Raw genomic sequence first — 18310 nt, 5'->3', positions numbered from 1 at the left:
CGGATCAGCGGCAGGTCCACCGCCTCGAACGACGCGATCTTGTAGGCCGGCGCATCCAGACCGCTGAGCAGGTCCACCGCCGTCTCGTCGAACGGGCTGGAGAAGATGGTGACGCCGCGCTTCTTCGCGCGCTCGAAGATGGCCGCGTGCCACTCGAACGGCGTGTGCGCCTCCTCGTAGAGTTCGTAGAGGCTGCGCCCGTCCCAGAGCCCGCCGTGGATTTTGAACTCGGGCCGGTCGACGTCCATCGTGATGGTGTCGGCGGTGTAGGTCTGGATCTTGATGGCGTCGCAGCCGGTGTCGGCCGCCGCATCGACCATGACGAGCGCGCGGTCCAGGCTGCCGTTGTGGTTCCCCGACAGCTCGCAGATCACATAGGGCTCGTGCGCTGCCCCGATCCTGCGGCCGGCGATCTCGATCTCTGGAGGGTTCGGCATGCGGCCAGCATATGGCCCGCGCCTGAAGCCTGCGTTAACTAAGTTCCGCGAGATGCCGCCGCTGCGCCACCCGCCTGCGCGATTGCAGGCCCGAGGCCACGCCGATCGCCGCGCCGGCCGTCAGGCCGGCCACCGCCAGCGCCGTGAAGGCTCTGAGGCCGACCCCGATGGCCAGCCCCGCCCCGACCGCCGCGCCCACCAGCGCCACGGCGCCTGCCGTCTTCAGCTCGTCGTCCATGAGCTTCACTACGGCCGAACCGCGACTTCGTTCCCGTCGCGTCGGCGGTGAATCGTCACTACATTGGCGCCATGTCCGAACCTCGCTCCGTGCGCTGCCTCATCATCGGTTCCGGTCCCGCCGGCTACACCGCCGCCGTCTACGCCGCCCGTGCGCTGCTGAAGCCCGTGCTGATCCAGGGCATCCAGCCCGGCGGCCAGCTCACCATCACCACCGACGTCGAGAACTACCCGGGCTTCGCCGACGTCATTCAGGGTCCCTGGCTGATGGAGCAGATGGAGGCCCAGGCGAAGCACGTCGGGACCGAGATCGTCACCGACATCGTCCTCAAGGCCGACCTCTCCCGGCGTCCGTTCCGCCTGGAGACCGACTCCGGCCAGGTCTGGCTCGCCGAGACCCTGATCATCGCCACCGGCGCCCAGGCGAAGTGGCTGGGCCTCGAGACCGAGAGCAAGTTCCAGGGCTTCGGCGTCTCGGCCTGCGCCACCTGCGACGGGTTTTTCTACCGCGGCAAGAACGTGATCGTGGTGGGCGGCGGCAACACGGCCGTGGAAGAGGCCCTCTTCCTCACCAACTTCGCCGCCAAGGTCACCGTCGTGCATCGCAAGGACGAGTTCCGGGCCGAGAGGATCCTGCAGGAGCGCCTCTTCAACCATCCCAAGATCGAGGTGATCTGGGACAGCGTCATCGACGAGGTGCTCGGCGACACCGATCCGCTGGGCGTCACCGGCGCCCGCCTGAAGAACGTCAAGACCGGCGACACGCAGACCGTCGCCGCCGACGGTGTCTTCATCGCCATCGGCCACGCGCCCTCGTCCGAGCTGTTCAAGGGCCAGTTGGAGATGGACGCCTCGGGCTATCTGAACGTGAAGGCCGGCACGGCCTCAACGGCCGTCGAGGGCGTCTACGCCGCGGGCGACGTCACCGACGACGTCTACCGTCAGGCGGTCACCGCCGCCGGCATGGGATGCATGGCCGCGCTGGAGGCCGTGCGCTTCCTGGCTGAGGAAGACCACAGGAAGGCCCATCACCCGATCAGCCACCAGGAGGCGCAGAAGATCGGCGTTTGGTGAGAAAAATCCACAGCTTGACCCTTGCGTCGGGAACCCGGAGAACCTGAGCGACAGCGACCGCTATCGGATGCATGCCGAGGCAGCGATGCGCCTTGCCGCCAAGGCCGACAGCCCGGCCGAAAGGGACGTGTACCAGTCCGTCGCCGAGGGCTGGCGCCGGCTGGCGCTGGAGGCCCTGCGCAACGAGCGCCAGGATGTCCCGCGCGAGCGTCGCGGGTTCGGGCGGGACAGGGACTGACGCCGGCGCTAGCTTCACCGGATGATCCGCTTCGCGCGCGCCGCCGACCACGCCGCCATCGCCGACCTGGTCGAGGCCGCCTTCGGCCAGCCGGACGAGGCCCGCCTCGTCGAGCGCCTTCGCGACGGCGGCGACGTGCTGTTCGAGCTTGTGTCCGAACAGGGCGGCGCGGTCGCCGGCCACATCCTCTTCTCCCGCCTCTACGCAGACCGCGCCGAGATGTTCGCAGCCCTCGCCCCGCTCGCCGTGCGGCCGGGTCTGCAACGCAGCGGTGTCGGCAAGGCGCTGGTCAGGTCGGCCCTCGACCACGCACGCGAGTTCGGCGCCCACGGCGTGATCGTGCTCGGGCATCCGGACTACTATCCGAAGTTCGGCTTCGCGGCCGAGACCGCCGCCAACGTCCGCAGCCCCTACAGCGGCAGCCCCGGCTTCATGGCCATCGCGCTGGAGAAAGGCGCCTTCGACACACCCCTGACCGTCGCCTACCCCGACGCCTTCTCGGGCTAATCCGTCGCAGCGGGGCCGGCCTGGGTGGGTTGCCCGCCGGTCGCCCTGGCGTCGAGATCGCGCTCGACAGCTTCGAGGCTCTTGTTGATGCGCTGGATCTCTTCCAGCGTCGGCTGACGGCGGGTGGACATGAGCACGCCCATCACCCGTTTCCGCTCGCCGCCCGGCGCGTTCGGGTCGACCACCGAATAGGTCCGCACCTCGCCCGCCACCGCCAGCGTGATCTTGCGCTCGGAGAGTTGCGCCTCGGTCGGCGGCGGGAACAGATCCTCGCCCTGGGTGCGCCGGTCGACGCCGCCCAGCACCGCCGGCGCCAGGTAGGCCTCGTTGCCGGCGTAGCGGCCGGTGAACGCAGGCGGTTCGCCCCACGGACCCGTCCAGCGGTAGAAGATGTGCTGGCCCACCTGGGTCATCTTGACCAGCGTCGGGGCCCAGTACGGCGCCACGTACTGGGCGTGATAGTGCGTCGCCGAACCCACGCCCTTGTCGACGTAGCCGTTCAGCGCCCGCTCGGCGACCGCCCGCGCCCGCGTCCACAGCGCCGCCATGGGCCGGTAGCGAAGCGATCCGTCGCAGGTGAACGTGAACTGGCAGCCGGTCGTCCGCGCCGAGCCCTGGTAGACCACGCCGCAGACGCTCTTCGGATAGGCCGGATGGCGCAGCCGGTTCAGCACCACCTGGGCGACCGCCTCCTGGCCCACTTCGGGCTCTCGCGCCGCTTCATAGTAGACGGCCTCGGCCAGGCACTGGAGGGCGCGGTCGCGGTCCCCGCCCGACGCCTTCAGCACGAAGGGTCGCATCGGGCGGATCGGCAGGGTGGCGAAGGGACGGAGCGCGTTCAGTTCCTCTGCCGTCTCGCCCTGCGCCTGCGCGTCGGTGAAGCCGAGGTCGGGCGCGTGGCCCAGGTCGAGCTTGTTCCAGCCGGTGGCGCGGCCCCAGGTGTCCGGAGCCCGTGAGCCGGGATCGTGGCGCAGCGCCAGCGCCCGCATCGCCGGGTCCATCGACGAGGCCAGCCTGTAGAGCCCGGCGTCGGAAAGCTCTCGCGAGGCGAACCGCGCCTTCTCCTGCGCCGGGAACCCGTCCCTGGGCGCGCACGCAGGACCGGCCAGCAGGGCCGTCAGGACCAGGGCGGCCCCCGCCTTCGTCCAGCCCGGACGAGGCCCATTCCAGCGCGCAGACGTCAGGGGATCACCCCTCCGGTTTCACCAAAGGCCGTCGCATATAGGCGCATGCGGGCGGCATTTGGACCCCTGCGGGGCAAAAACCGTGCAAGTTGCGACACCTCGGACATCCGACCTCCGGGCAATGCTACGCAGTTGCAACCGCCCTGGAGGCATCCCATCCTCACGCAGGGGCCCGATACGGCTCTCAGGGGTGCTTCTGTCATGTCGCCGGCGCTGTGGCCGCTCCGCCTGATTCCGCGACGCTCGCCGCCGTTCCTGACGGGACTGGCGATCACGCTGGCCGCGCTCGCCGGTGCGGTGGGCATACGCGGCGTGGCGCTGGGCTGGGAGAACGCCGCCGGCGTCTCGGTCACCACGCTTCCGGCCCTGATCCTGGCGACGCTCTACGCCGGACCGCGCTGGGGCTGGGGCGCGCTGATCGTCTCCACCGTGGTCGGCAGCTCTGTCCCGATGATCACCACCATGCCGCTGACTTCGGTGATGATCATGTTCGTGATCTCCGGAGCGCTCACGGTGATCGTCTCCTCCGCCCTGCGCGAGGCGCTGCTGCGGCTGGACGAGGCCAACGCCGCCCAGGCCGCCGCCCAACGCACCCTGGAGGTGACCGAGACCCGCTTCCGCACCCTGGCCGACAGCGCCCCGATCCTGATGTGGGTCACGCGCACCGACGGCCGGCGCGAGTTCACCAACAAGGCCTACAACGCCTTCATGGGGGCCGACCTCGCCACCGCCGCGGCGGTCGACTGGCGCAAGCTTCTCCATCCCGACGATCTGGCCCGCGTCCTGCGGGAGCAGGTGGCCGGCGAAGGCTCGCGCCGCCGCTTCACCCTGGAGGCCCGCTACCGGCGGCACGACGGCGAGTTCCGCTGGATCCGTTCGGTCAGCCAGCCGCGCTGGGACCCTGACGGCGCCTTCGACGGCTTCATCGGCGTGGGCTTCGATGCCACCGACGCCAAGCAGGCGGAAGACGACCTGAAGCGCATCAACGACCTCCTCGCCGAGCGGGTGGACGAGGCGCTGGCCGGGCGAGACGAGGCCGAGGCGGCGCTGCAACGGGCGCAGAAGCTGGAAGCGGTGGGCCAGCTCACCGGCGGCGTGGCGCACGACTTCAACAACCTGCTCACCGTCGTCATCGGCGCGCTGGACCTGATGCAACGCCATCCGGCCGACGAGGCGCGACGCGAGCGGATGATCGAGGCGGCCCTGGGCGCGGCCCGCCGCGGCGAACGGCTGACGCAGCAGCTCCTCGCCTTCTCGCGTCGGCAGGCCCTGAAGCCCGAGCCGGTGCAGGTGGACGCGCTGCTCAAGGACTCCGAGGCCCTGCTCCGCCGCGCGGTGGGCGAGGCGGTCACGCTGGCGATCGTGCCGGCGGCGCCCGACTGCGTCGTCCACCTGGACCCGAGCCAGTTCGAGGCGGCGATCATGAACCTCGTCGTCAACGCCCGCGACGCCACGCCCCCGGGCGGCATGATCCGGATCGAGACCCTGCCGGTGACCCTGGAAGCCCGGCAGGTCGAGGCGCTGGACGCCGGCGACTACCTCAGCGTGGGCGTCCACGACACCGGCGCCGGCATGGACCATGCTACCGCCCAGCGGGTCTTCGAGCCGTTCTTCACCACCAAGGCGCAAGGCCGCGGCACCGGCCTCGGCCTGTCGCAGGTCTACGGCTTTGCGCGCCAGAGCGGCGGGGCCGCCACCATCGACAGTGCGCCCGGCAAGGGCGCCAGCGTCACTCTCTACCTGCCCCGCTTCGCCGCTCCGGAGGCCGCGGCGTCCGCCGGGGACGACGACGCCCGGCCGGCCCGCGGTCGAGCGCTGCGCGTGCTCCTCGCCGAGGACGACGCGCAGGTGGCCGAACTGGTCGAGGACTTGCTCCGCGACCTGGGCCACCATGTCCGCCGCACCGAGCACGCCGACGCAGCCCTGGTCGTGCTGCGCAGCCCGGAGCCGTTCGACCTCCTCCTCACCGACCTCATCATGCCCGGCGACAAGTCCGGCGTGGACCTGGCCCGCATGGCCGTCGCGCTCCGCCCCGGCCTGCCGGTGATCCTCTCGTCCGGCTACACAGGCGAAGTCCTCTCCGCCGCCGAAGACACCCCATGGCCCCTGCTCCGCAAGCCATACGGCTCCGAGCAACTGGCCCGCTGCATCGCGGATGCGACCGGCGCCCAGGCGACGGTCTGAGGCGCTCTGCCGCCGCCGCTTCGCCCGGCCGTCAGTTCACGTTCCCGCCCGTTCGCAGAATCACCCCTTGCGCACCCCTACGTCAGGGTTATATGATCGTTATGCTCGAAATGAGCAAAAGGGTGTGGGCGCCGGTTCTCCAGGGCCAGGCGCCCTCTTATAGGCCTCATTAATGCTCACTTTGAGCATAAGGAGGGTTCGATGGCCGCCGACGGGTTCCAGTTCGCGTTCACCCCTGCCGTAGAAGCCCAGACCGCGCCCGCGTGGGAGAAGGTCAAGCGTCACGTCACGCCGATGGAGTGGCGTCTCCAGGCGCCGCTGATCGCCGAGATCAACCGGCTGAAGCGAGAGAAGGACGCCGTCATCCTCGCCCACAACTACATGACGCCCGAGATCTTCCACGGCGTCGGCGACTACGTGGGCGACAGCCTGGGCCTGGCCAAGGAGGCGGCGCGTTGCGACGCGAAGATCATCGTCCAGGCCGGCGTCCACTTCATGGCCGAGACCTCGAAGATCCTGTCCCCGGAGAAGCGCGTCCTGATCCCGGACCTGCGCGCCGGCTGTTCGCTTGCCAGTTCGATCACCGGCGCCGACGTGCGCCTGATCAAGCAGCGCTACCCCGGCCTGCCGGTGGTCACCTACGTCAACACCACCGCCGACGTGAAGGCCGAGACCGACATCTGCTGCACCAGCGCAAACGCGGTGCAGGTGGTGGAGGAGGCCGCGCGCCAGTGGGGCGTCGACCGCGTCATCCTGATCCCCGACGAGTTCCTGGCCCGCAACGTGGCCCGTCAGACCGACATCGGGATCATCGCCTGGCGGGGCCGCTGCGAGGTGCATGAACGCTTCACCGCCGCCGACATCCTGGAACTCAAGGCGGCCTACCCCGACGCCGAGGTCCTGGCGCACCCCGAGTGCCCCGCCGAGGTGCTGGAAGTCTCGGACTTCGCCGGCTCGACGGCGGCGATGAACGACTATGTCATCCAGCGGAAGCCGAAGCGCGTGGTGCTGATCACCGAGTGCTCGATGGCCGACAACGTGGCGGCCGACGCCCACGACACCGAGTTCGTGCGCCCGTGCAACCTCTGCCCGCACATGAAGATGATCACGCTGGAGAACATCTACGAGTCGCTCGTCCGGGAGCGGTTCGAGGTGACGGTCGATCCGGCGATCGCCGAGCGCGCGCGCCTCGCCGTCCAGCGCATGGTCGACCTGCCGCCGCCGGCGCGGCCGGCCCGCTACGACCTCGTCAAGGCCCGCCACCACGTCGATGTGGAGCTGATCTGAGGTGGACTACGCCCCGGTCATCGCGGCCGTGACCTCGCGGCCGCTCGCGGCGATCGCGGCGCGCGTCCGGCCCGAGCAGGTCGGCCAGGTGGTCTTCGGCGCCCTGGAACGCGTGCATGCGGTCCTGCGCTCCGGCGCCTGGGGACCCTACTGGGGCGACGTGGTGCTGTGCGAAGGCGAGGACGACGATGGCGTCATGGACCTGCGGATCGGCGTGGGCCTGGCGCGGCCGTTCCCCGGCCTGGGCGCGGTCGGTCCGTGGAACACGCCGGGCGGCGAGGCCGTGCAGGTCACGCACCTGGGCGCCTGGTCCGATCGCGGGCTGGCGCACGAAGCGGCCCGCCACGGCGCGGTCCGCCTCGGCCGCCGCCTGACCGGCGTCCACTGGGAAGTCTCCGGCGCCTTCGACCTGGCGGCTCGCACCCGCCCCACGGACGTCTTCTACGAGGCCGCGGCCGATGACTGAGCGCATCCGACATGACGGCGTGATCGTGGTGGGCGCGGGCCTCGCCGGCTTCTCCGCCGCCCTGGCCGCGGCGCCGGCCAAGGTCCTGCTGCTGACCGAGGCCCCGCTGAACCGTGGCTGCTCGTCGGCCTGGGCCCAGGGCGGCGTCGCCGCCGCGCTTTCTGCCGACGACGGACCCGAACTGCACGCCGCCGACACCGTCGCTGCCGGCGCCGGCCTCGTCGCGCCCGAGGTCGCCCGCCTCCTGGCCGAAGAAGGCCCCGCCGCCGTGCGCCGCCTCGCCGAACTCGGCGCGCCCTTCGACCGCAAGGCCGGCGGCGGCTTCGCCCAGAGCCTCGAGGCCGCCCACTCCCGGGCCCGCGTCGCCCGGGTCAAGGGCGACCAGGCGGGTCGCGCCATCATGGAGGCGGTCGCCGTCGCCGTGCGCGCCGCCCGGCACATCGAGGTCCGCACCGGCGCGAAGCTCGTCGGCCTGCTGCAGGACGGCTCGAGCCGCATCCGCGGCGTGGTCGCGCGCATCGACGGCCGCGCCGTGGAGATCGCCGCCCGCGCCGTGATCCTCGCCACCGGCGGCATCGGCGGCCTGTACGCCGTCACCACCACGCCCGCCGAGCTGAAGGGCGAGGGCCTCGGCCTGGCCGCCCTGGCCGGCGCGACCATCGCCGACCCCGAGTTCGTGCAGTTCCACCCGACCGCCATCGACATCGGGCGCGATCCCGCCCCGCTCGCCACCGAGGCCTTGCGCGGCGAAGGCGCGGTGCTGGTCAATGCGAACGGCGAGCGGTTCATGGCCCGCTATCACGAAGCCGCCGAGCTCGCCCCCCGCGACGTGGTCGCCCGCGCCATCCACGCCGAGCGCATGGCTGGCCGCGGCGCCTTCCTCGACGCCCGCGAGGCCGTGGGCGCCCACTTCCCCGACGAGTTCCCAGCGGTGTTCGCCGCATGCATCGGCGGCGGTGTCGATCCTCGCACCGATCTGATCCCCGTCGCGCCCGCCTGCCACTACCACATAGGCGGGATCGCCACGGACACCGACGGCCGCACGTCGCTCCCCGGCCTCTACGCCGCCGGCGAGTGCGCCTCGACAGGCGTCCACGGCGCGAACCGGCTCGCCTCCAACTCGCTGCTGGAGGCCGCGGTCTTCGGCGCACGCGCCGGCCGCGCCGCCGCGCGGACCCAGGCCGCGCCCGAGCGGCCGCTCGCCGTCGTCACCGGACCCGACCTCCCGGCGGAGGCGCTGGCGTCGCTGCGCCGGGCCATGAGCCGCGACGCCGGCGTGGTCCGCACGGCCGAAGGGCTGGGCCGCCTCATCGCCGGGATCGACGCCGCCCAGGCCGAGCACGGCCCCGCCCCCGCGCTCGTCGCCGCCCGGCTCACGGCAGCCGCAGCGCTGGCCCGCCGGGAGAGCCGCGGCGGCCACTTCCGCTCGGACTACCCGGGCGCCGTGGCGGCGCAGCGCACCTTCGTGACGGCTGCCGGGAGCGCGGCATGTCGGGCCGCGTGAGCCGCCGGCCAGCCCTGCCGCGCAGCCGCGATCCGCGCGCTGGGCGGCACACCGCGGTCGCCCCCGCGGCGACGCTCACCCCGTTCCGCGGCGTCCTCGCGGCCCTCACCCTCGAAGCGGCGCAGAAGACCACGACATGACCCCCAACGACCTCGACGGGCTCCTTCCCGACCTCCTGATCGCCCCGGTGATCCGCGGGGCCCTCGCCGAAGACCTCGGCCGCGCCGGCGACGTCACCGCCCAGGCCTGCGTGCCCGCGGACGCGAAGCTCACGGCCGACTTCGTCGCCCGGCGGGGCGGCGTGGTGGCGGGCCTGTCGATCGTTCGCCTGACGCTGGCCGAGCTCGACGCCGGCGTCACCGTCGATCCGCTCACCGCCGACGGCCATGTCGTCCCGGCGGGCACGGCGCTGGCCCGGGTCAGCGGCAATGCGCGGGCCATCCTCACCGCCGAGCGCACCGCGCTGAACCTGCTGGGCCGCCTGTGCGGCATCGCCACGCTCACGCAGGATTTCGTCGACGCCGTGGCCGGCACGAACGCCCGAATCACCGACACCCGCAAGACCACGCCGGGCCTGCGCCAGCTCGAGAAGTTCGCCGTGCGCTGCGGCGGCGGCGTCAACCACCGCTTCGGCCTGGATGACGCGATCCTGATCAAGGACAACCACGTCGCCGCCTGCGGCTCGGTCGGCGAGGCCGTCCGCCGCGCCAAGGCCTTCGCCGGGCACCTCATGAAGGTCGAGGTCGAGGTCGACAGCCTCGTCCAGCTACAGGAAGCCCTCGCCCACGACCCGGACGTGATCATGCTCGACAACTTCACGCTGGAGGACATGGCCGAGGCCGTGCGCACGGTCGCCGGTCGCGTCATCCTGGAGGCCTCGGGCGGCGTCACCCTCGACAGCGTCCGCGCGATCGCCGAGACGGGCGTCGACGTCATCAGCGTCGGCGCCCTCACCCACTCCGCCAAGGTCCTCGACATCGGCCTGGACGCGGTCGGCAACTAACCGGCGCCCCCGCGGGTTGACCTCCCCTCATCAGGAGGACCATCCCATGACCGGCAAGGCGCCCCCGATCCCGCCCGAACAGCGCGCGTTTCCCGGCGAGAAGCCGAACCTGCGCGACGCCCAGGGCCGCGACCACCAGGACCGCTCGAACCTGCGCGAGCAGGGCCAGGCGGGCAACATCCACCAGAACACCCACCACCAGGGTCACCAGCAGGACCGCTGACATGCCCGAGAAGCACCCAGAAACCGACCGCTGGGGCGGTCCGGGCGCGAGCCACCAGGACGCCTCGAAGCCGCAGCCGCCGAAGCCGCCGCGCGCCGGACGCGGCCCGGACGAGCCGACGAACAGCCGCTTCAGCGGCGTCTCCGGCGGCGGCGGGGAGCGCGACCGCCATCACGCCCACGACGTGAAGGGCAAGAAGGACACCCAGCAGAACAGCCTCCAGCGCGCCAAGTCCGGCCGGCACTGATCTAGGCGGGCCGGAACCTTCCCGCGGCCAGGCCGTCGAGCACCGCCTCGACGGTCTCCGCGACGCCGCGCCCCGTGCTGTCGATCCGGCAGCCGGCCGGCCGCTCGTGCGCGTCGAACGCGCGCCACATCCGGCGCGAGACGTCGGCGTCCGTCATCGCCATGGGACCGGTCCGGCCCGTCGCCCGCGCGACGGTCGTCGCCTCGTCGGGCATGAGCAGCACGTAGCGCAGATCGAGATCCTGCCCCTGCGCCGCCTGGATCCACGGACCGAGGAACCAGGGCCCGACCACGCCGTCGACGTAGACCTCGTAGCCGCCCCGGGCGCAGACCGCCGCGGTCGCCGCCATGGCGTTGAGCAGCACGATGTTCTGGTGGCGCGACTGCGGCAGCCACGGCGGCACGAACCCGTTGCGGATGTAGCCGTAGAAGTCGTCGGTGTGCATGTGCAGCGAGAGCGGCGCGGCCGTCCGCCGTGACAGCCGGTCCGCGACCGTCGTCTTTCCCGCCCCCGGTGGTCCTGCGACGATGACGATGCGCCCCACCCTCGTCGCATAGCGCCGATCTGCGAAACTATCCTCCGCTGAACGCGGCCCGGCCGCCCACCGCCCAGGGGTGCTCGAACTGGGTCGCCACGAACCGCGCGGTGCGGTCCCCGTAGGCGCCGCGGATCGCCTGGAAGGTGGCGACCATGGGGTCGCGGGCCGGGAGCGCGATCCGGCGGTCGAACGCGGCCGGCGGCGTGCGCGCGCGACGCACCGTCAGGCCGTGGCGCGAGGTGACGACCGCCGGCCCCGTGGCCCACGCCTTCGAGCGGAAGGTGCGCGACCAGCCGTCGATCGTCGTCGCGAACGCGATCTCGTCGAAGCCGGGCGTCAGCGGGACGGCCACGTCCTGGTGGCCCCAGGTCGCGACCACGTTGCCCGCGACGGTCGTCATGTGGCGCAGCGACAGCCGGTAGGCCGTGCCGTCGTGGCGCGCCTGCGGCGGCGGCAGGCCCAGGCGCTGCGCGGTCGCCTGCATGGTCGCCTCGCCCGACAGTTCGCGCAGCAGGTTCAGCGTGGCCGGCGCCGAGGCGCTGATGCCCGTCGTCGAGATGAACGGCCCGTCCTCCACCCAGCGCGCGTCGCGCCGCCAGGTGACCTTCGGATGCGCCCGCGCCATGCCCGCCACGCTGAACCAGTGGACCGCCGCCTGCCGTCCGTCGAGCAGGCCGGTGGCCGCCAGCACGCGCCCGCCGTTGCACACCGACATGATCCGCGCCCCGCCCTTCGCCTGCGCGCGCAGCCAGGCGAGCAGCGCCGGGTCGTCCTCGCGCGCCAGCGCCGGCACGATCACCACGTCGGGCCCGTCCGGCCGCGAACTGGCGAGCTCCGCGAAGGTCATCTGCGGCGTCACCCAGGCCACCCCGGACGTCAGCCGGGCCGGCCGGCGCGAGGCGGCCACCACCCGGACGTCCACGGCCCCGCTCTCCGCCAGGATGGCGTAGGGCGTGAAGAGGTCGGTGACCTCCGTGCCCTCGGCCTGGGCGAGGATCACCACCAGCGGCCTCGCGGCAGCGCCGGTCGCGGGAGCCGACATCGCCATGCCCAGCGCAGCCATCGCCCCCGCGACCAGGCGGCGCATCACGCCGGCTCCAGCCGGCCCGCGGCCGTGTTGGCCGCGTCGAGGCGCTGGTCCGTGAAGGCCGACATGCGGGCGACCACCTGCTCCAGGATCTCGGGCCGCGCCAGCTCGGGACGCCCAGAGTTGAACGGCGGCGCCGGCGCGTATTCCAGACCGAGCTGGCTCGCCTCGGCGAAGTCGCGACCGGCCAGTTCCTCCAGGAGCACGAAGGCGAAGTCGATGCCGGCGGTCACGCCGCCGCCGGTGATGACGTTGCCGTCGCGTTCGACCCGGGCCTCGCTGACGATCGCACCGAACGGCGCGAGCAGCGGCCGCGCGGCCCAGTGGCAGGCCGCCCGCCTGCCTTGCAGGAAACCTGCGGCGCCCAGGATCAGCGAGCCGGTGCAGACCGACGTCAGGTACTTGGCCCCCGCCCCCAGCCGCCGGATCTGCGCCATGAAGGGCTCGTCCAGCATCGCCGCGGTCGTGCCGAACCCGCCCGGGATGCAGAGCACGTCGCAGCGCTCGATCGCGGCGAGGTCGGCCAGCCTGGTGAACGTCAGGCCTTCCGCCTCGATGTCCTGGCCGCCGGCCGAGGCGACGACGACGTCGGCGTCCGGCGTGCGCACCAGCACCTGATGGGGGCCGGTGAAGTCGAGGTGGGTCACGCCCGGATAGAGGGCGAAGACGATCTGCAGGCGGGACATCGGCGAGCTTCCTTCGCGTTGACGCCGCCGGTGTAGGCGCGGTAGGTCTTGGCTGAAACGACATTGTTCCCACAATTCCTGCCATGCCGCGAAGCCTCGCCCTCGTCATCTTCGCGGGTTTCCAGATCCTCGACACCGCGGGCCCCATCGCCGTGTTCGAGATCGCCGAGCGCTACCGGCCGGGCAGCTACGCCCTGTCGCTCCAGGCCCCCGGCGGCGGCGATGTCGCCAGCTCGTCGGGTGTCAGCATGGCCGCCGCGCCACTCGGCTCCGGCCCGCTCGACACGGTCATGATCTCGGGCGGAGACGGCACGCGCGCGCTGGAGGACCTGAGCGCCGTCATCGCCTGGCTGAAGACCGTCAGGGCGCGGCGCCGCACCAGCGTCTGCTCGGGCGCCTACATGCTGGCCGAAGCCGGCCTGCTGGACGGTCGGCGCTGCACGACCCACTGGAGCCGCACCGACGACTTCGCGCGCCGCTATCCGAACGTGAACCTCGACGCCGACCGCATCTTTGTGCGCGACGGCGACGTCTGGACCTCTGCCGGCATCACCGCCGGCATCGACCTCGCCCTCGCCCTGGTCGAGGACGACCTGGGCGCCGACGTCGCGCGCCGCGTGGCCCAGCAGCTCGTCGTCCACCAGCGCCGGCCCGGCGGCCAGTCGCAGTTCTCGGCCCTCGTCGACCTCGGCGGCCGAACCGGCCGCTTCGCCGACCTCATGGACTGGATGCGCGCCCACCTCGCCGAGCCGCTGACGGTCGAGCGCCTCGCCGATCGGGCCGCCATGAGCCCCCGCAACTTCGCCCGCGCCTTCACCGCCGAGACCGGGACCACGCCCGCCAAGGCGGTCGAGCGCCTGCGCCTCGAGGCCGCGCGCACCGAGGTCGAGACCGGCCGCGCCCCCATCGACCAGGTGGCGGGCCTGGTCGGCTTCGGCGACCCCGAACGCATGCGCCGCGCCTTCCTCCGCGCCTTCGGCCAGCCGCCCCAGGCGCTCCGCCGCGCCGCCAGGTCCTAGCTGGGCCCGGCGCCGCCCGCACCGGGGTTGGGGCTCGCGGCGGCCTCGATGGGCACGCCGAAGACGTTCAGGAAATTGCAGACCTGTTGATAGTGACCGACGGTCAGCACCAGGTCGGCCAGCCCGTTCGGGTCGAAACGCGCCAGCGCCCGGACCCGGCTCTCCGACGACAGCCCGTGGGCGTCCAGCATCTCGTCGGTCAGCGACAGCACAAGGGCCTCGTCGGGCGAGAGCCCCGCCGCGTCGCCGGACTGCGTCGCCGCGATCGCCGCCTCCGACAGGCCGGCCGCCCGCGCCAGGCGCTCGTGATGGTGGGTCTCGTAGGCCGCCGCGTAGCGCCGCCCCACCCGCAGGATCGCCAGTTCCATCAGGTGCGCCGGTAGGCTGTTGTGGAACCTGAGCGCGTCGGTCATCGCCAGGAAGCCCGGCGCGACGCCCGGCGTATGCATCAGCATCCGGAAGACGTTCAGGTTGAGCCGCCTGGCCAGTTCCGCTCTGAGCGGCTCCGGCAGCGCCTCGGCGTCGGGGAACGGCAGCGGCGTCACAGCCCGGTGACCCCTGAGTCCACCGCAAGCGTCTGCGCGTGGACGAACGCGCTCTCCTCGGACAGGAAGAAGAGAACGGCGTAGGCGATCTCCCAGCCCGTCGCCTGCCGGCCGAACGGTCCCCGGGCATTGGCGCGCTCGGGACGCCCGGCCGTCGTGATCCGTCCGTTCGGCGTGTCGACCAGCCCCGGCATCACCGTGTTCACGCGGATGCCGCGCGCCAGTCCCTCCAGCGCGACATGGCGCGCCAGCCCGGCGAGACCCGCCTTCGACGCGTCGTAGGGCACGAGTTGCGACCCGGCCTTCTTCGCGGCGATCGACGAGATGAACACGATCGAGGAGTCGTCGGCCATCCGGTCCAGCGCGTGGCGGCAGCAAAGCATGGGTCCGCGCAGGTTGGCGTTGAGGATGGCGTCCCATTCGGCGAGATCGAAGGTCCGCAGGCCCGTCTGGCCGAACGTGCCGACGTTCAGGACCAGGCCGTCGAGCCCGCCCAGGCCGTCGACCGCCGCCTCGACCATGCGCGACACTTGGCCCTCGTCGCAGATGTCGGCCTCGATGGCGAAGGCGCGGCCGCCTTCCGCGGCAATCATCTCGACCGTCTGCTGCGCGCTCTCGCGGTTGTAGTCCGCCACCGCCACGTGAGCGCCCTCGCGGGCGCAGAGCACCGACATGGCGCGCCCGTTGCCGATCGGATCGGTCGCCGCGTCGAACACCCGCTGGCCGCCGCCGACGATCAGGACCTTGCGGCCGCTCAAGCGCCCTCGCCCAGGCGCCTCGCCCCGCGACTCCGCGCTCGGCGGCCTGACATGCGACTGCGGCATCCCGCTCTCCCGTTGACTAACTAATGTTCGTTAGTTACGTCGGATCGCATGAAAGCGGCCCTGGAATCAAGTTCGCGCGAGCGCATCCTGGAGGCGTCGCTCGACCTGTTCGCGCGGCAGGGCTACGCGGCGACCTCGATGCGCCAGATCGCGGCCGCGGTCGGGATGCGCGCGCCCAGCCTCTACAATCACTTCGAGGGCAAGGCGGCGATCCTGACGGCGCTGATCGACGCGCACGGCCCCGCCAACTCGGCCAGCCGGCTGTCGTCGCCGCGCTATGGCGCCCTGGCCGACGATCCCGGCGCCTTCTGCCGCCAGTACGCCGCCGACTGCCTCGACCAGTGGCTCGATCCGGGCGAGCGCCGCTTCATGGAACTGCTGTCGTCCGAGCGTGACCGGCTGGACGCGCACCGGGCGCACTTCGTCGACACCCTGTTCGAGTTCGAGGTCGGCGTGGCGGCCGACTACTTCCGCGGCTTCGCGCTCAGGGGGCGCATCCACGCGCCGGACCCCAAGGAGTGCGCGCGCCTCTTCATGGCCGGCCTAACCTTCGTGCGGATGCAGCACCTGCTGATGCCGGCCGAACCGTCGTCCCGGGAGGCGATCGCCGAAGCCCTGGAGCGCGTCGTCCGCAACTTCCTGCTGCTGGTGGCGCCGCGATGAGCGTCCAGCTCCACGCCTTCACCTGCGGCTGGCTCACCATCCCGCGCGCCTTCATGCTCGACGGCGAGGACGGGCTCATCAAGGTGCCGGTCCCGTCCTACCTGATCACGCATCCGAAGGGCCGCGTCCTCTTCGACACCGGCCTGCACGCCGAGACGCTCGAGGATCCCGCGGCCTACGTCGGCGAGATGCTGGCCCGCTATCACACCTTCGACTTCACGCCGGGCCAGGAGATCGCGGCCCGGCTGGCGGCCTTCGGCGTCGACCCCGCCGGCATCGACATCGTCATCAACTCGCACCTGCACTTCGACCACTGCGGCGGGAACGCCCAGTTGCCCAACGCCGACGTCCTGATCCAGCGCCGCGAACTGGAGCACGCCCGCGCCGTCGAGAGCACCCGCGGCTATCTCGTGAGCGACTGGGACACCGGCCAGCGCGTGCGCGCGGTCGAGGGCGAACACGACGTGTTCGGCGACGGGACTGTGGTCTGCCTGCCCACCTACGGCCACACGCCCGGCCACCAGTCCCTGCGCGTCCGCACTGAGACCGGCGGCGAGTTCGTCCTCTGTGGCGACGCCTGCTACCTGCGCGACTCGCTGGAGAAGCTGCGCCTGCCCGGCGTGATCGCCGACAAGGAGGCCGCACTGGCCGTCTTCCGCCGCCTGCGCGAGATGCAGTCGCGGGGCGTGACGATCATGTACGGCCACGACCCCGATTTCTGGACCACCGTGCCCCAGGCCCCCGTGCGCCTGGGCTGACCCGAAGGACCGCCGATGACGACCGACCTCGCCGAGCGCCGCTTGCGGACCGTGCGCGACCACATGGCCCTGGAGGTCACCCACGACTGGGACGCGGTGATCGCCACCTTCGAGCACCCGCGCTACGAGATGGCGACCGGCGCCGTGTTCGACGGCGAGGCGTCGGTGCGCGGCTACTTCGCCGCCTCGCGCACGCCGTTCCCCGACCAGGGCAACGAGATCATCGCGATCGCGCACGACGGCGACACCGTGCTGGTCGAGTTCTGGCTGACCGGCACCCATCTCGGCCCGCTGCGGACGCCGCGGGGCGTCGTGGAGCCGACGGGCAGAAGCTTCCGCGTCCGCATGGCGGCCACCTTCGAGTTCCCGCCCGGCGGCGACAGGATCGTCTGCGAGCGGCCCTTCTTCGATCCGGGCTCGGTCGCCCGCGCCCTCGGGCTCGGCTGACCGTCAGGCCGGCCCGCCCGTCCCCACTTCGCCCGTCCCGACTTCGCCGATCCCCTGCTCGCGCAGGATCCGCAGGCTCTCGTTCTGGCGTTTGATGATGCCCAGCAGTTCGCGGTGGCGCAGCGCGTCGACCTTGTCGTGCAGGTGCATGATCTCGAGTTCGGCCCGCAGGTTGACGATGTAGTCGTGCTCCGCCGCCTGCCGGTCGCGCTGAGCGGCGCGGTTCTGGCTCATCATGATGATCGGCGCCTGGATCGCCGCCAGCATCGACAGCATCAGGTTCAGGAAGATGAAGGGGTAGGGGTCGAACGCGAGATCGAAGCCCCTGGCCAGGACGTTCCAGGCCATCCACAGGGCCAGGGTCACGCCGAAGCCGATGATGAAGGCCCACGATCCGCCGATCGCGGCGACCTGGTCCGCCAGCCGCTCGCTCGGCCGCCGGTCGTCATGCCTCAGCTTCGGGTCGACGCCGGTCGGCGCCTCGGTGGCGATGAGGTCGATCACGCTTCGCTGCACGGGGGTCAACCCGTCGTAGGCGCAACCCAGGAGGTCCTTGGCCAGTTGCTGGCGGGCGTCGAGCGGCATCCATCTTCCCTTTGGCGAACGCAGGCTGTGTAGCCGCGACTACTGTCAGGGGGTTCGCGATGGCGGCAAGCGGCAAGACGCCGTCAGGAGGCGGCGGCCGTCGCGGCCTGAACCGGGCTCAGCAGGGCGGCTTCGGCCGGGGTCGGGGCCGGCGCCGCGACGGGCTTGCCCTTCGCGTCGGCCTTCGCCGCCTTGAGGTCGGTCGCCGAAGCCGGCTCGAGCGACGCCTCGATGGCCTGTTCGGCGGCCGCCGGCGCGATCCGCAGTTCCGGGATGTCGGCGGCGGAACCGGACGTCAGCACGGCGTGCTCCACGGAGGGCAGCGGCGGGAGCCCCGTGACGGCCCGCAGCCGGCGCGGCGAGAAGCGGTAGAAGACGTGCATCCCCACCTGGCTCACGCGCAGCATGTGCGGAGCCCACATCGGAGCGACCGCCGTCGTATGGAAGTGCGTCGCCGAGCCGATGTCGGCCAGGGCGGCGCCGGCGAGCGCGCGGGTCGCGACGGCGCGCGCGCGGTCCCACGCCTGGCCCTCGCGGCCGCGCCGCATCGAGCCGTCGCAGGCGAAG

General features: G+C 72.1%; 25 protein-coding genes. 15 read left to right on the top strand and 10 right to left on the bottom strand.

Annotated features, from left to right (window positions below; genetic code table 11):
• Together JNL41_RS10475 and JNL41_RS10470 are read right to left on the bottom strand one after the other, a co-directional pair.
• Positions 1–437 (bottom strand): N-acetylneuraminate synthase family protein (locus JNL41_RS10475; protein ID WP_293474675.1); only part of this gene is annotated, 437 nt, incomplete at its 3' end.
• Positions 438–471: 34 nt separating this feature from the next.
• On the bottom strand, positions 472–675 hold the full coding sequence (locus tag JNL41_RS10470; RefSeq protein WP_293474673.1) for a hypothetical protein: 204 nt from the start codon (positions 673–675) through the stop codon (positions 472–474).
• A gap of 71 nt (positions 676–746) precedes the next feature.
• On the opposite strand from JNL41_RS10470, the gene trxB reads away from it, so the two are divergent.
• The 3 genes from trxB to JNL41_RS10455 all read left to right on the top strand — a co-directional run bounded on the left by trxB (position 747) and on the right by JNL41_RS10455 (position 2493).
• Positions 747–1748 (top strand): thioredoxin-disulfide reductase, encoded by a 1002-nt coding sequence (gene trxB / locus JNL41_RS10465; RefSeq protein ID WP_293474671.1) that lies wholly within the window; start codon positions 747–749, stop codon positions 1746–1748.
• Positions 1749–1833: 85 nt separating this feature from the next.
• A complete protein-coding gene (locus JNL41_RS10460) occupies positions 1834–1986 on the top strand; it encodes a hypothetical protein (protein WP_293474669.1) in 153 nt (50 codons plus the stop codon).
• A gap of 21 nt (positions 1987–2007) precedes the next feature.
• Positions 2008–2493: an N-acetyltransferase gene (locus JNL41_RS10455; protein WP_293474667.1), complete on the top strand. Its 486-nt coding sequence runs from the start codon at positions 2008–2010 to the stop codon at positions 2491–2493.
• On the opposite strand, the gene JNL41_RS10450 is transcribed toward JNL41_RS10455, so the two are convergent.
• Positions 2490–3494 (bottom strand): cell wall hydrolase, encoded by a 1005-nt coding sequence (locus tag JNL41_RS10450; RefSeq protein WP_293474665.1) that lies wholly within the window; start codon positions 3492–3494, stop codon positions 2490–2492. The genes JNL41_RS10455 and JNL41_RS10450 overlap by 4 nt on opposite strands.
• Before the next feature lie 384 nt (positions 3495–3878).
• Between JNL41_RS10450 and JNL41_RS10445 the strand changes: the two genes are divergently transcribed.
• The 8 genes from JNL41_RS10445 (at position 3879) to JNL41_RS10410 (ending at position 10591) form a co-directional block, all read left to right on the top strand.
• Positions 3879–5861 carry an ATP-binding protein gene (locus JNL41_RS10445; protein ID WP_293474663.1) on the top strand — a complete coding sequence of 661 codons (1983 nt, stop codon included), beginning with the start codon at positions 3879–3881 and terminating at the stop codon, positions 5859–5861.
• Between the two features lie 201 nt (positions 5862–6062).
• Positions 6063–7148 (top strand): quinolinate synthase NadA, encoded by a 1086-nt coding sequence (nadA, locus tag JNL41_RS10440; protein ID WP_293474662.1) that lies wholly within the window; start codon positions 6063–6065, stop codon positions 7146–7148.
• 1 nt (position 7149) lies between these two features.
• Positions 7150–7614, top strand: coding sequence for a hypothetical protein (locus JNL41_RS10435; protein WP_293474660.1), 465 nt, complete (start codon positions 7150–7152; stop codon positions 7612–7614).
• Positions 7607–9118, top strand: a complete 1512-nt coding sequence (locus JNL41_RS10430; RefSeq protein ID WP_293474658.1) for an L-aspartate oxidase — start codon at positions 7607–7609, stop codon at positions 9116–9118. Before JNL41_RS10435 ends, JNL41_RS10430 begins: the two co-directional genes overlap by 8 nt.
• A complete protein-coding gene (locus tag JNL41_RS10425) occupies positions 9103–9258 on the top strand; it encodes a hypothetical protein (protein ID WP_293474657.1) in 156 nt (51 codons plus the stop codon). Before JNL41_RS10430 ends, JNL41_RS10425 begins: the two co-directional genes overlap by 16 nt.
• Positions 9255–10121 carry a carboxylating nicotinate-nucleotide diphosphorylase gene (gene nadC / locus JNL41_RS10420; RefSeq protein WP_293474655.1) on the top strand — a complete coding sequence of 289 codons (867 nt, stop codon included), beginning with the start codon at positions 9255–9257 and terminating at the stop codon, positions 10119–10121. The genes JNL41_RS10425 and nadC overlap by 4 nt, the downstream gene beginning before the upstream one ends.
• Before the next feature lie 46 nt (positions 10122–10167).
• Complete coding sequence (locus JNL41_RS10415) at positions 10168–10344, top strand: hypothetical protein (protein WP_293474653.1); 177 nt, start codon at positions 10168–10170, stop codon at positions 10342–10344.
• A gap of 1 nt (position 10345) precedes the next feature.
• Positions 10346–10591 carry a hypothetical protein gene (locus JNL41_RS10410; RefSeq protein ID WP_293474651.1) on the top strand — a complete coding sequence of 82 codons (246 nt, stop codon included), beginning with the start codon at positions 10346–10348 and terminating at the stop codon, positions 10589–10591.
• 1 nt (position 10592) lies between these two features.
• Here the strand turns inward: JNL41_RS10410 and JNL41_RS10405 are convergent, their stop codons facing one another.
• From JNL41_RS10405 to JNL41_RS10395, 3 genes are read right to left on the bottom strand one after another with little or no spacing between them, the layout of a single operon-like run.
• Entirely contained in the window at positions 10593–11135 is a 543-nt protein-coding gene (locus JNL41_RS10405; RefSeq protein WP_293474649.1) for an AAA family ATPase, read from the bottom strand.
• A gap of 28 nt (positions 11136–11163) precedes the next feature.
• Positions 11164–12216 (bottom strand): DJ-1/PfpI family protein, encoded by a 1053-nt coding sequence (locus JNL41_RS10400; protein WP_293474647.1) that lies wholly within the window; start codon positions 12214–12216, stop codon positions 11164–11166.
• The gene (locus tag JNL41_RS10395) at positions 12216–12902 is read right to left on the bottom strand and encodes a DJ-1/PfpI family protein (protein ID WP_293474645.1); all 687 of its coding nucleotides are present in this window, start codon (positions 12900–12902) and stop codon (positions 12216–12218) included. Before JNL41_RS10395 ends, JNL41_RS10400 begins: the two co-directional genes overlap by 1 nt.
• An 83-nt stretch (positions 12903–12985) precedes the next feature.
• Here JNL41_RS10395 and JNL41_RS10390 point away from each other — a divergent pair, with 83 nt between their 5' ends.
• On the top strand, positions 12986–13921 hold the full coding sequence (locus JNL41_RS10390; protein ID WP_293474643.1) for a GlxA family transcriptional regulator: 936 nt from the start codon (positions 12986–12988) through the stop codon (positions 13919–13921).
• On the opposite strand, the gene JNL41_RS10385 is transcribed toward JNL41_RS10390, so the two are convergent.
• Complete coding sequence (locus JNL41_RS10385) at positions 13918–14466, bottom strand: carboxymuconolactone decarboxylase family protein (protein WP_293474642.1); 549 nt, start codon at positions 14464–14466, stop codon at positions 13918–13920. The two genes, JNL41_RS10390 and JNL41_RS10385, sit on opposite strands and share 4 nt — an antisense overlap.
• Positions 14463–15224 (bottom strand): SDR family oxidoreductase, encoded by a 762-nt coding sequence (locus JNL41_RS10380; RefSeq protein ID WP_293474640.1) that lies wholly within the window; start codon positions 15222–15224, stop codon positions 14463–14465. The genes JNL41_RS10385 and JNL41_RS10380 overlap by 4 nt, the downstream gene beginning before the upstream one ends.
• Positions 15225–15338: 114 nt before the next feature.
• Here JNL41_RS10380 and JNL41_RS10375 point away from each other — a divergent pair, with 114 nt between their 5' ends.
• From JNL41_RS10375 to JNL41_RS10365, 3 genes are read left to right on the top strand one after another with little or no spacing between them, the layout of a single operon-like run.
• Entirely contained in the window at positions 15339–15953 is a 615-nt protein-coding gene (locus JNL41_RS10375; RefSeq protein ID WP_293474638.1) for a TetR/AcrR family transcriptional regulator, read from the top strand.
• Positions 15950–16711: an N-acyl homoserine lactonase family protein gene (locus JNL41_RS10370; RefSeq protein ID WP_293474636.1), complete on the top strand. Its 762-nt coding sequence runs from the start codon at positions 15950–15952 to the stop codon at positions 16709–16711. The genes JNL41_RS10375 and JNL41_RS10370 overlap by 4 nt, the downstream gene beginning before the upstream one ends.
• Positions 16712–16726: 15 nt before the next feature.
• Positions 16727–17158 (top strand): nuclear transport factor 2 family protein, encoded by a 432-nt coding sequence (locus JNL41_RS10365; protein ID WP_293474634.1) that lies wholly within the window; start codon positions 16727–16729, stop codon positions 17156–17158.
• A gap of 3 nt (positions 17159–17161) precedes the next feature.
• Here JNL41_RS10365 and JNL41_RS10360 read toward each other — a convergent pair whose 3' ends face one another.
• On the bottom strand, positions 17162–17743 hold the full coding sequence (locus JNL41_RS10360; RefSeq protein ID WP_293474633.1) for a DUF1003 domain-containing protein: 582 nt from the start codon (positions 17741–17743) through the stop codon (positions 17162–17164).
• Positions 17744–17826: 83 nt separating this feature from the next.
• Positions 17827–18310, bottom strand: a 484-nt coding sequence (locus JNL41_RS10355; protein ID WP_293474632.1) for a cell wall hydrolase, incomplete at its 5' end; no start/stop codon positions are given.

The organism is Phenylobacterium sp., from assembly GCF_016793285.1.
Lineage (GTDB): Bacteria > Pseudomonadota > Alphaproteobacteria > Caulobacterales > Caulobacteraceae > Phenylobacterium.
This window is presented reverse-complemented; position numbering and strand designations above follow the sequence as displayed.

Coding starts and splice junctions, on each gene's coding strand:
- JNL41_RS10415 (WP_293474653.1), top strand. CDS start 10,168: ATGACCGGCAAGGCGCCCCCGATCCCGCCCGAACAGCGCGCGTTTCCC.
- JNL41_RS10455 (WP_293474667.1), top strand. CDS start 2,008: ATGATCCGCTTCGCGCGCGCCGCCGACCACGCCGCCATCGCCGACCTG.
- JNL41_RS10470 (WP_293474673.1), bottom strand. CDS start 675: ATGGACGACGAGCTGAAGACGGCAGGCGCCGTGGCGCTGGTGGGCGCG.
- JNL41_RS10360 (WP_293474633.1), bottom strand. CDS start 17,743: ATGCCGCTCGACGCCCGCCAGCAACTGGCCAAGGACCTCCTGGGTTGC.
- JNL41_RS10460 (WP_293474669.1), top strand. CDS start 1,834: ATGCGCCTTGCCGCCAAGGCCGACAGCCCGGCCGAAAGGGACGTGTAC.
- JNL41_RS10430 (WP_293474658.1), top strand. CDS start 7,607: ATGACTGAGCGCATCCGACATGACGGCGTGATCGTGGTGGGCGCGGGC.
- nadC (WP_293474655.1), top strand. CDS start 9,255: ATGACCCCCAACGACCTCGACGGGCTCCTTCCCGACCTCCTGATCGCC.
- JNL41_RS10400 (WP_293474647.1), bottom strand. CDS start 12,216: ATGCGCCGCCTGGTCGCGGGGGCGATGGCTGCGCTGGGCATGGCGATG.
- trxB (WP_293474671.1), top strand. CDS start 747: ATGTCCGAACCTCGCTCCGTGCGCTGCCTCATCATCGGTTCCGGTCCC.
- JNL41_RS10390 (WP_293474643.1), top strand. CDS start 12,986: ATGCCGCGAAGCCTCGCCCTCGTCATCTTCGCGGGTTTCCAGATCCTC.
- JNL41_RS10375 (WP_293474638.1), top strand. CDS start 15,339: ATGAAAGCGGCCCTGGAATCAAGTTCGCGCGAGCGCATCCTGGAGGCG.
- JNL41_RS10445 (WP_293474663.1), top strand. CDS start 3,879: ATGTCGCCGGCGCTGTGGCCGCTCCGCCTGATTCCGCGACGCTCGCCG.
- JNL41_RS10450 (WP_293474665.1), bottom strand. CDS start 3,494: ATGGACCCGGCGATGCGGGCGCTGGCGCTGCGCCACGATCCCGGCTCA.
- JNL41_RS10425 (WP_293474657.1), top strand. CDS start 9,103: ATGTCGGGCCGCGTGAGCCGCCGGCCAGCCCTGCCGCGCAGCCGCGAT.
- nadA (WP_293474662.1), top strand. CDS start 6,063: ATGGCCGCCGACGGGTTCCAGTTCGCGTTCACCCCTGCCGTAGAAGCC.
- JNL41_RS10365 (WP_293474634.1), top strand. CDS start 16,727: ATGACGACCGACCTCGCCGAGCGCCGCTTGCGGACCGTGCGCGACCAC.
- JNL41_RS10370 (WP_293474636.1), top strand. CDS start 15,950: ATGAGCGTCCAGCTCCACGCCTTCACCTGCGGCTGGCTCACCATCCCG.
- JNL41_RS10410 (WP_293474651.1), top strand. CDS start 10,346: ATGCCCGAGAAGCACCCAGAAACCGACCGCTGGGGCGGTCCGGGCGCG.
- JNL41_RS10395 (WP_293474645.1), bottom strand. CDS start 12,902: ATGTCCCGCCTGCAGATCGTCTTCGCCCTCTATCCGGGCGTGACCCAC.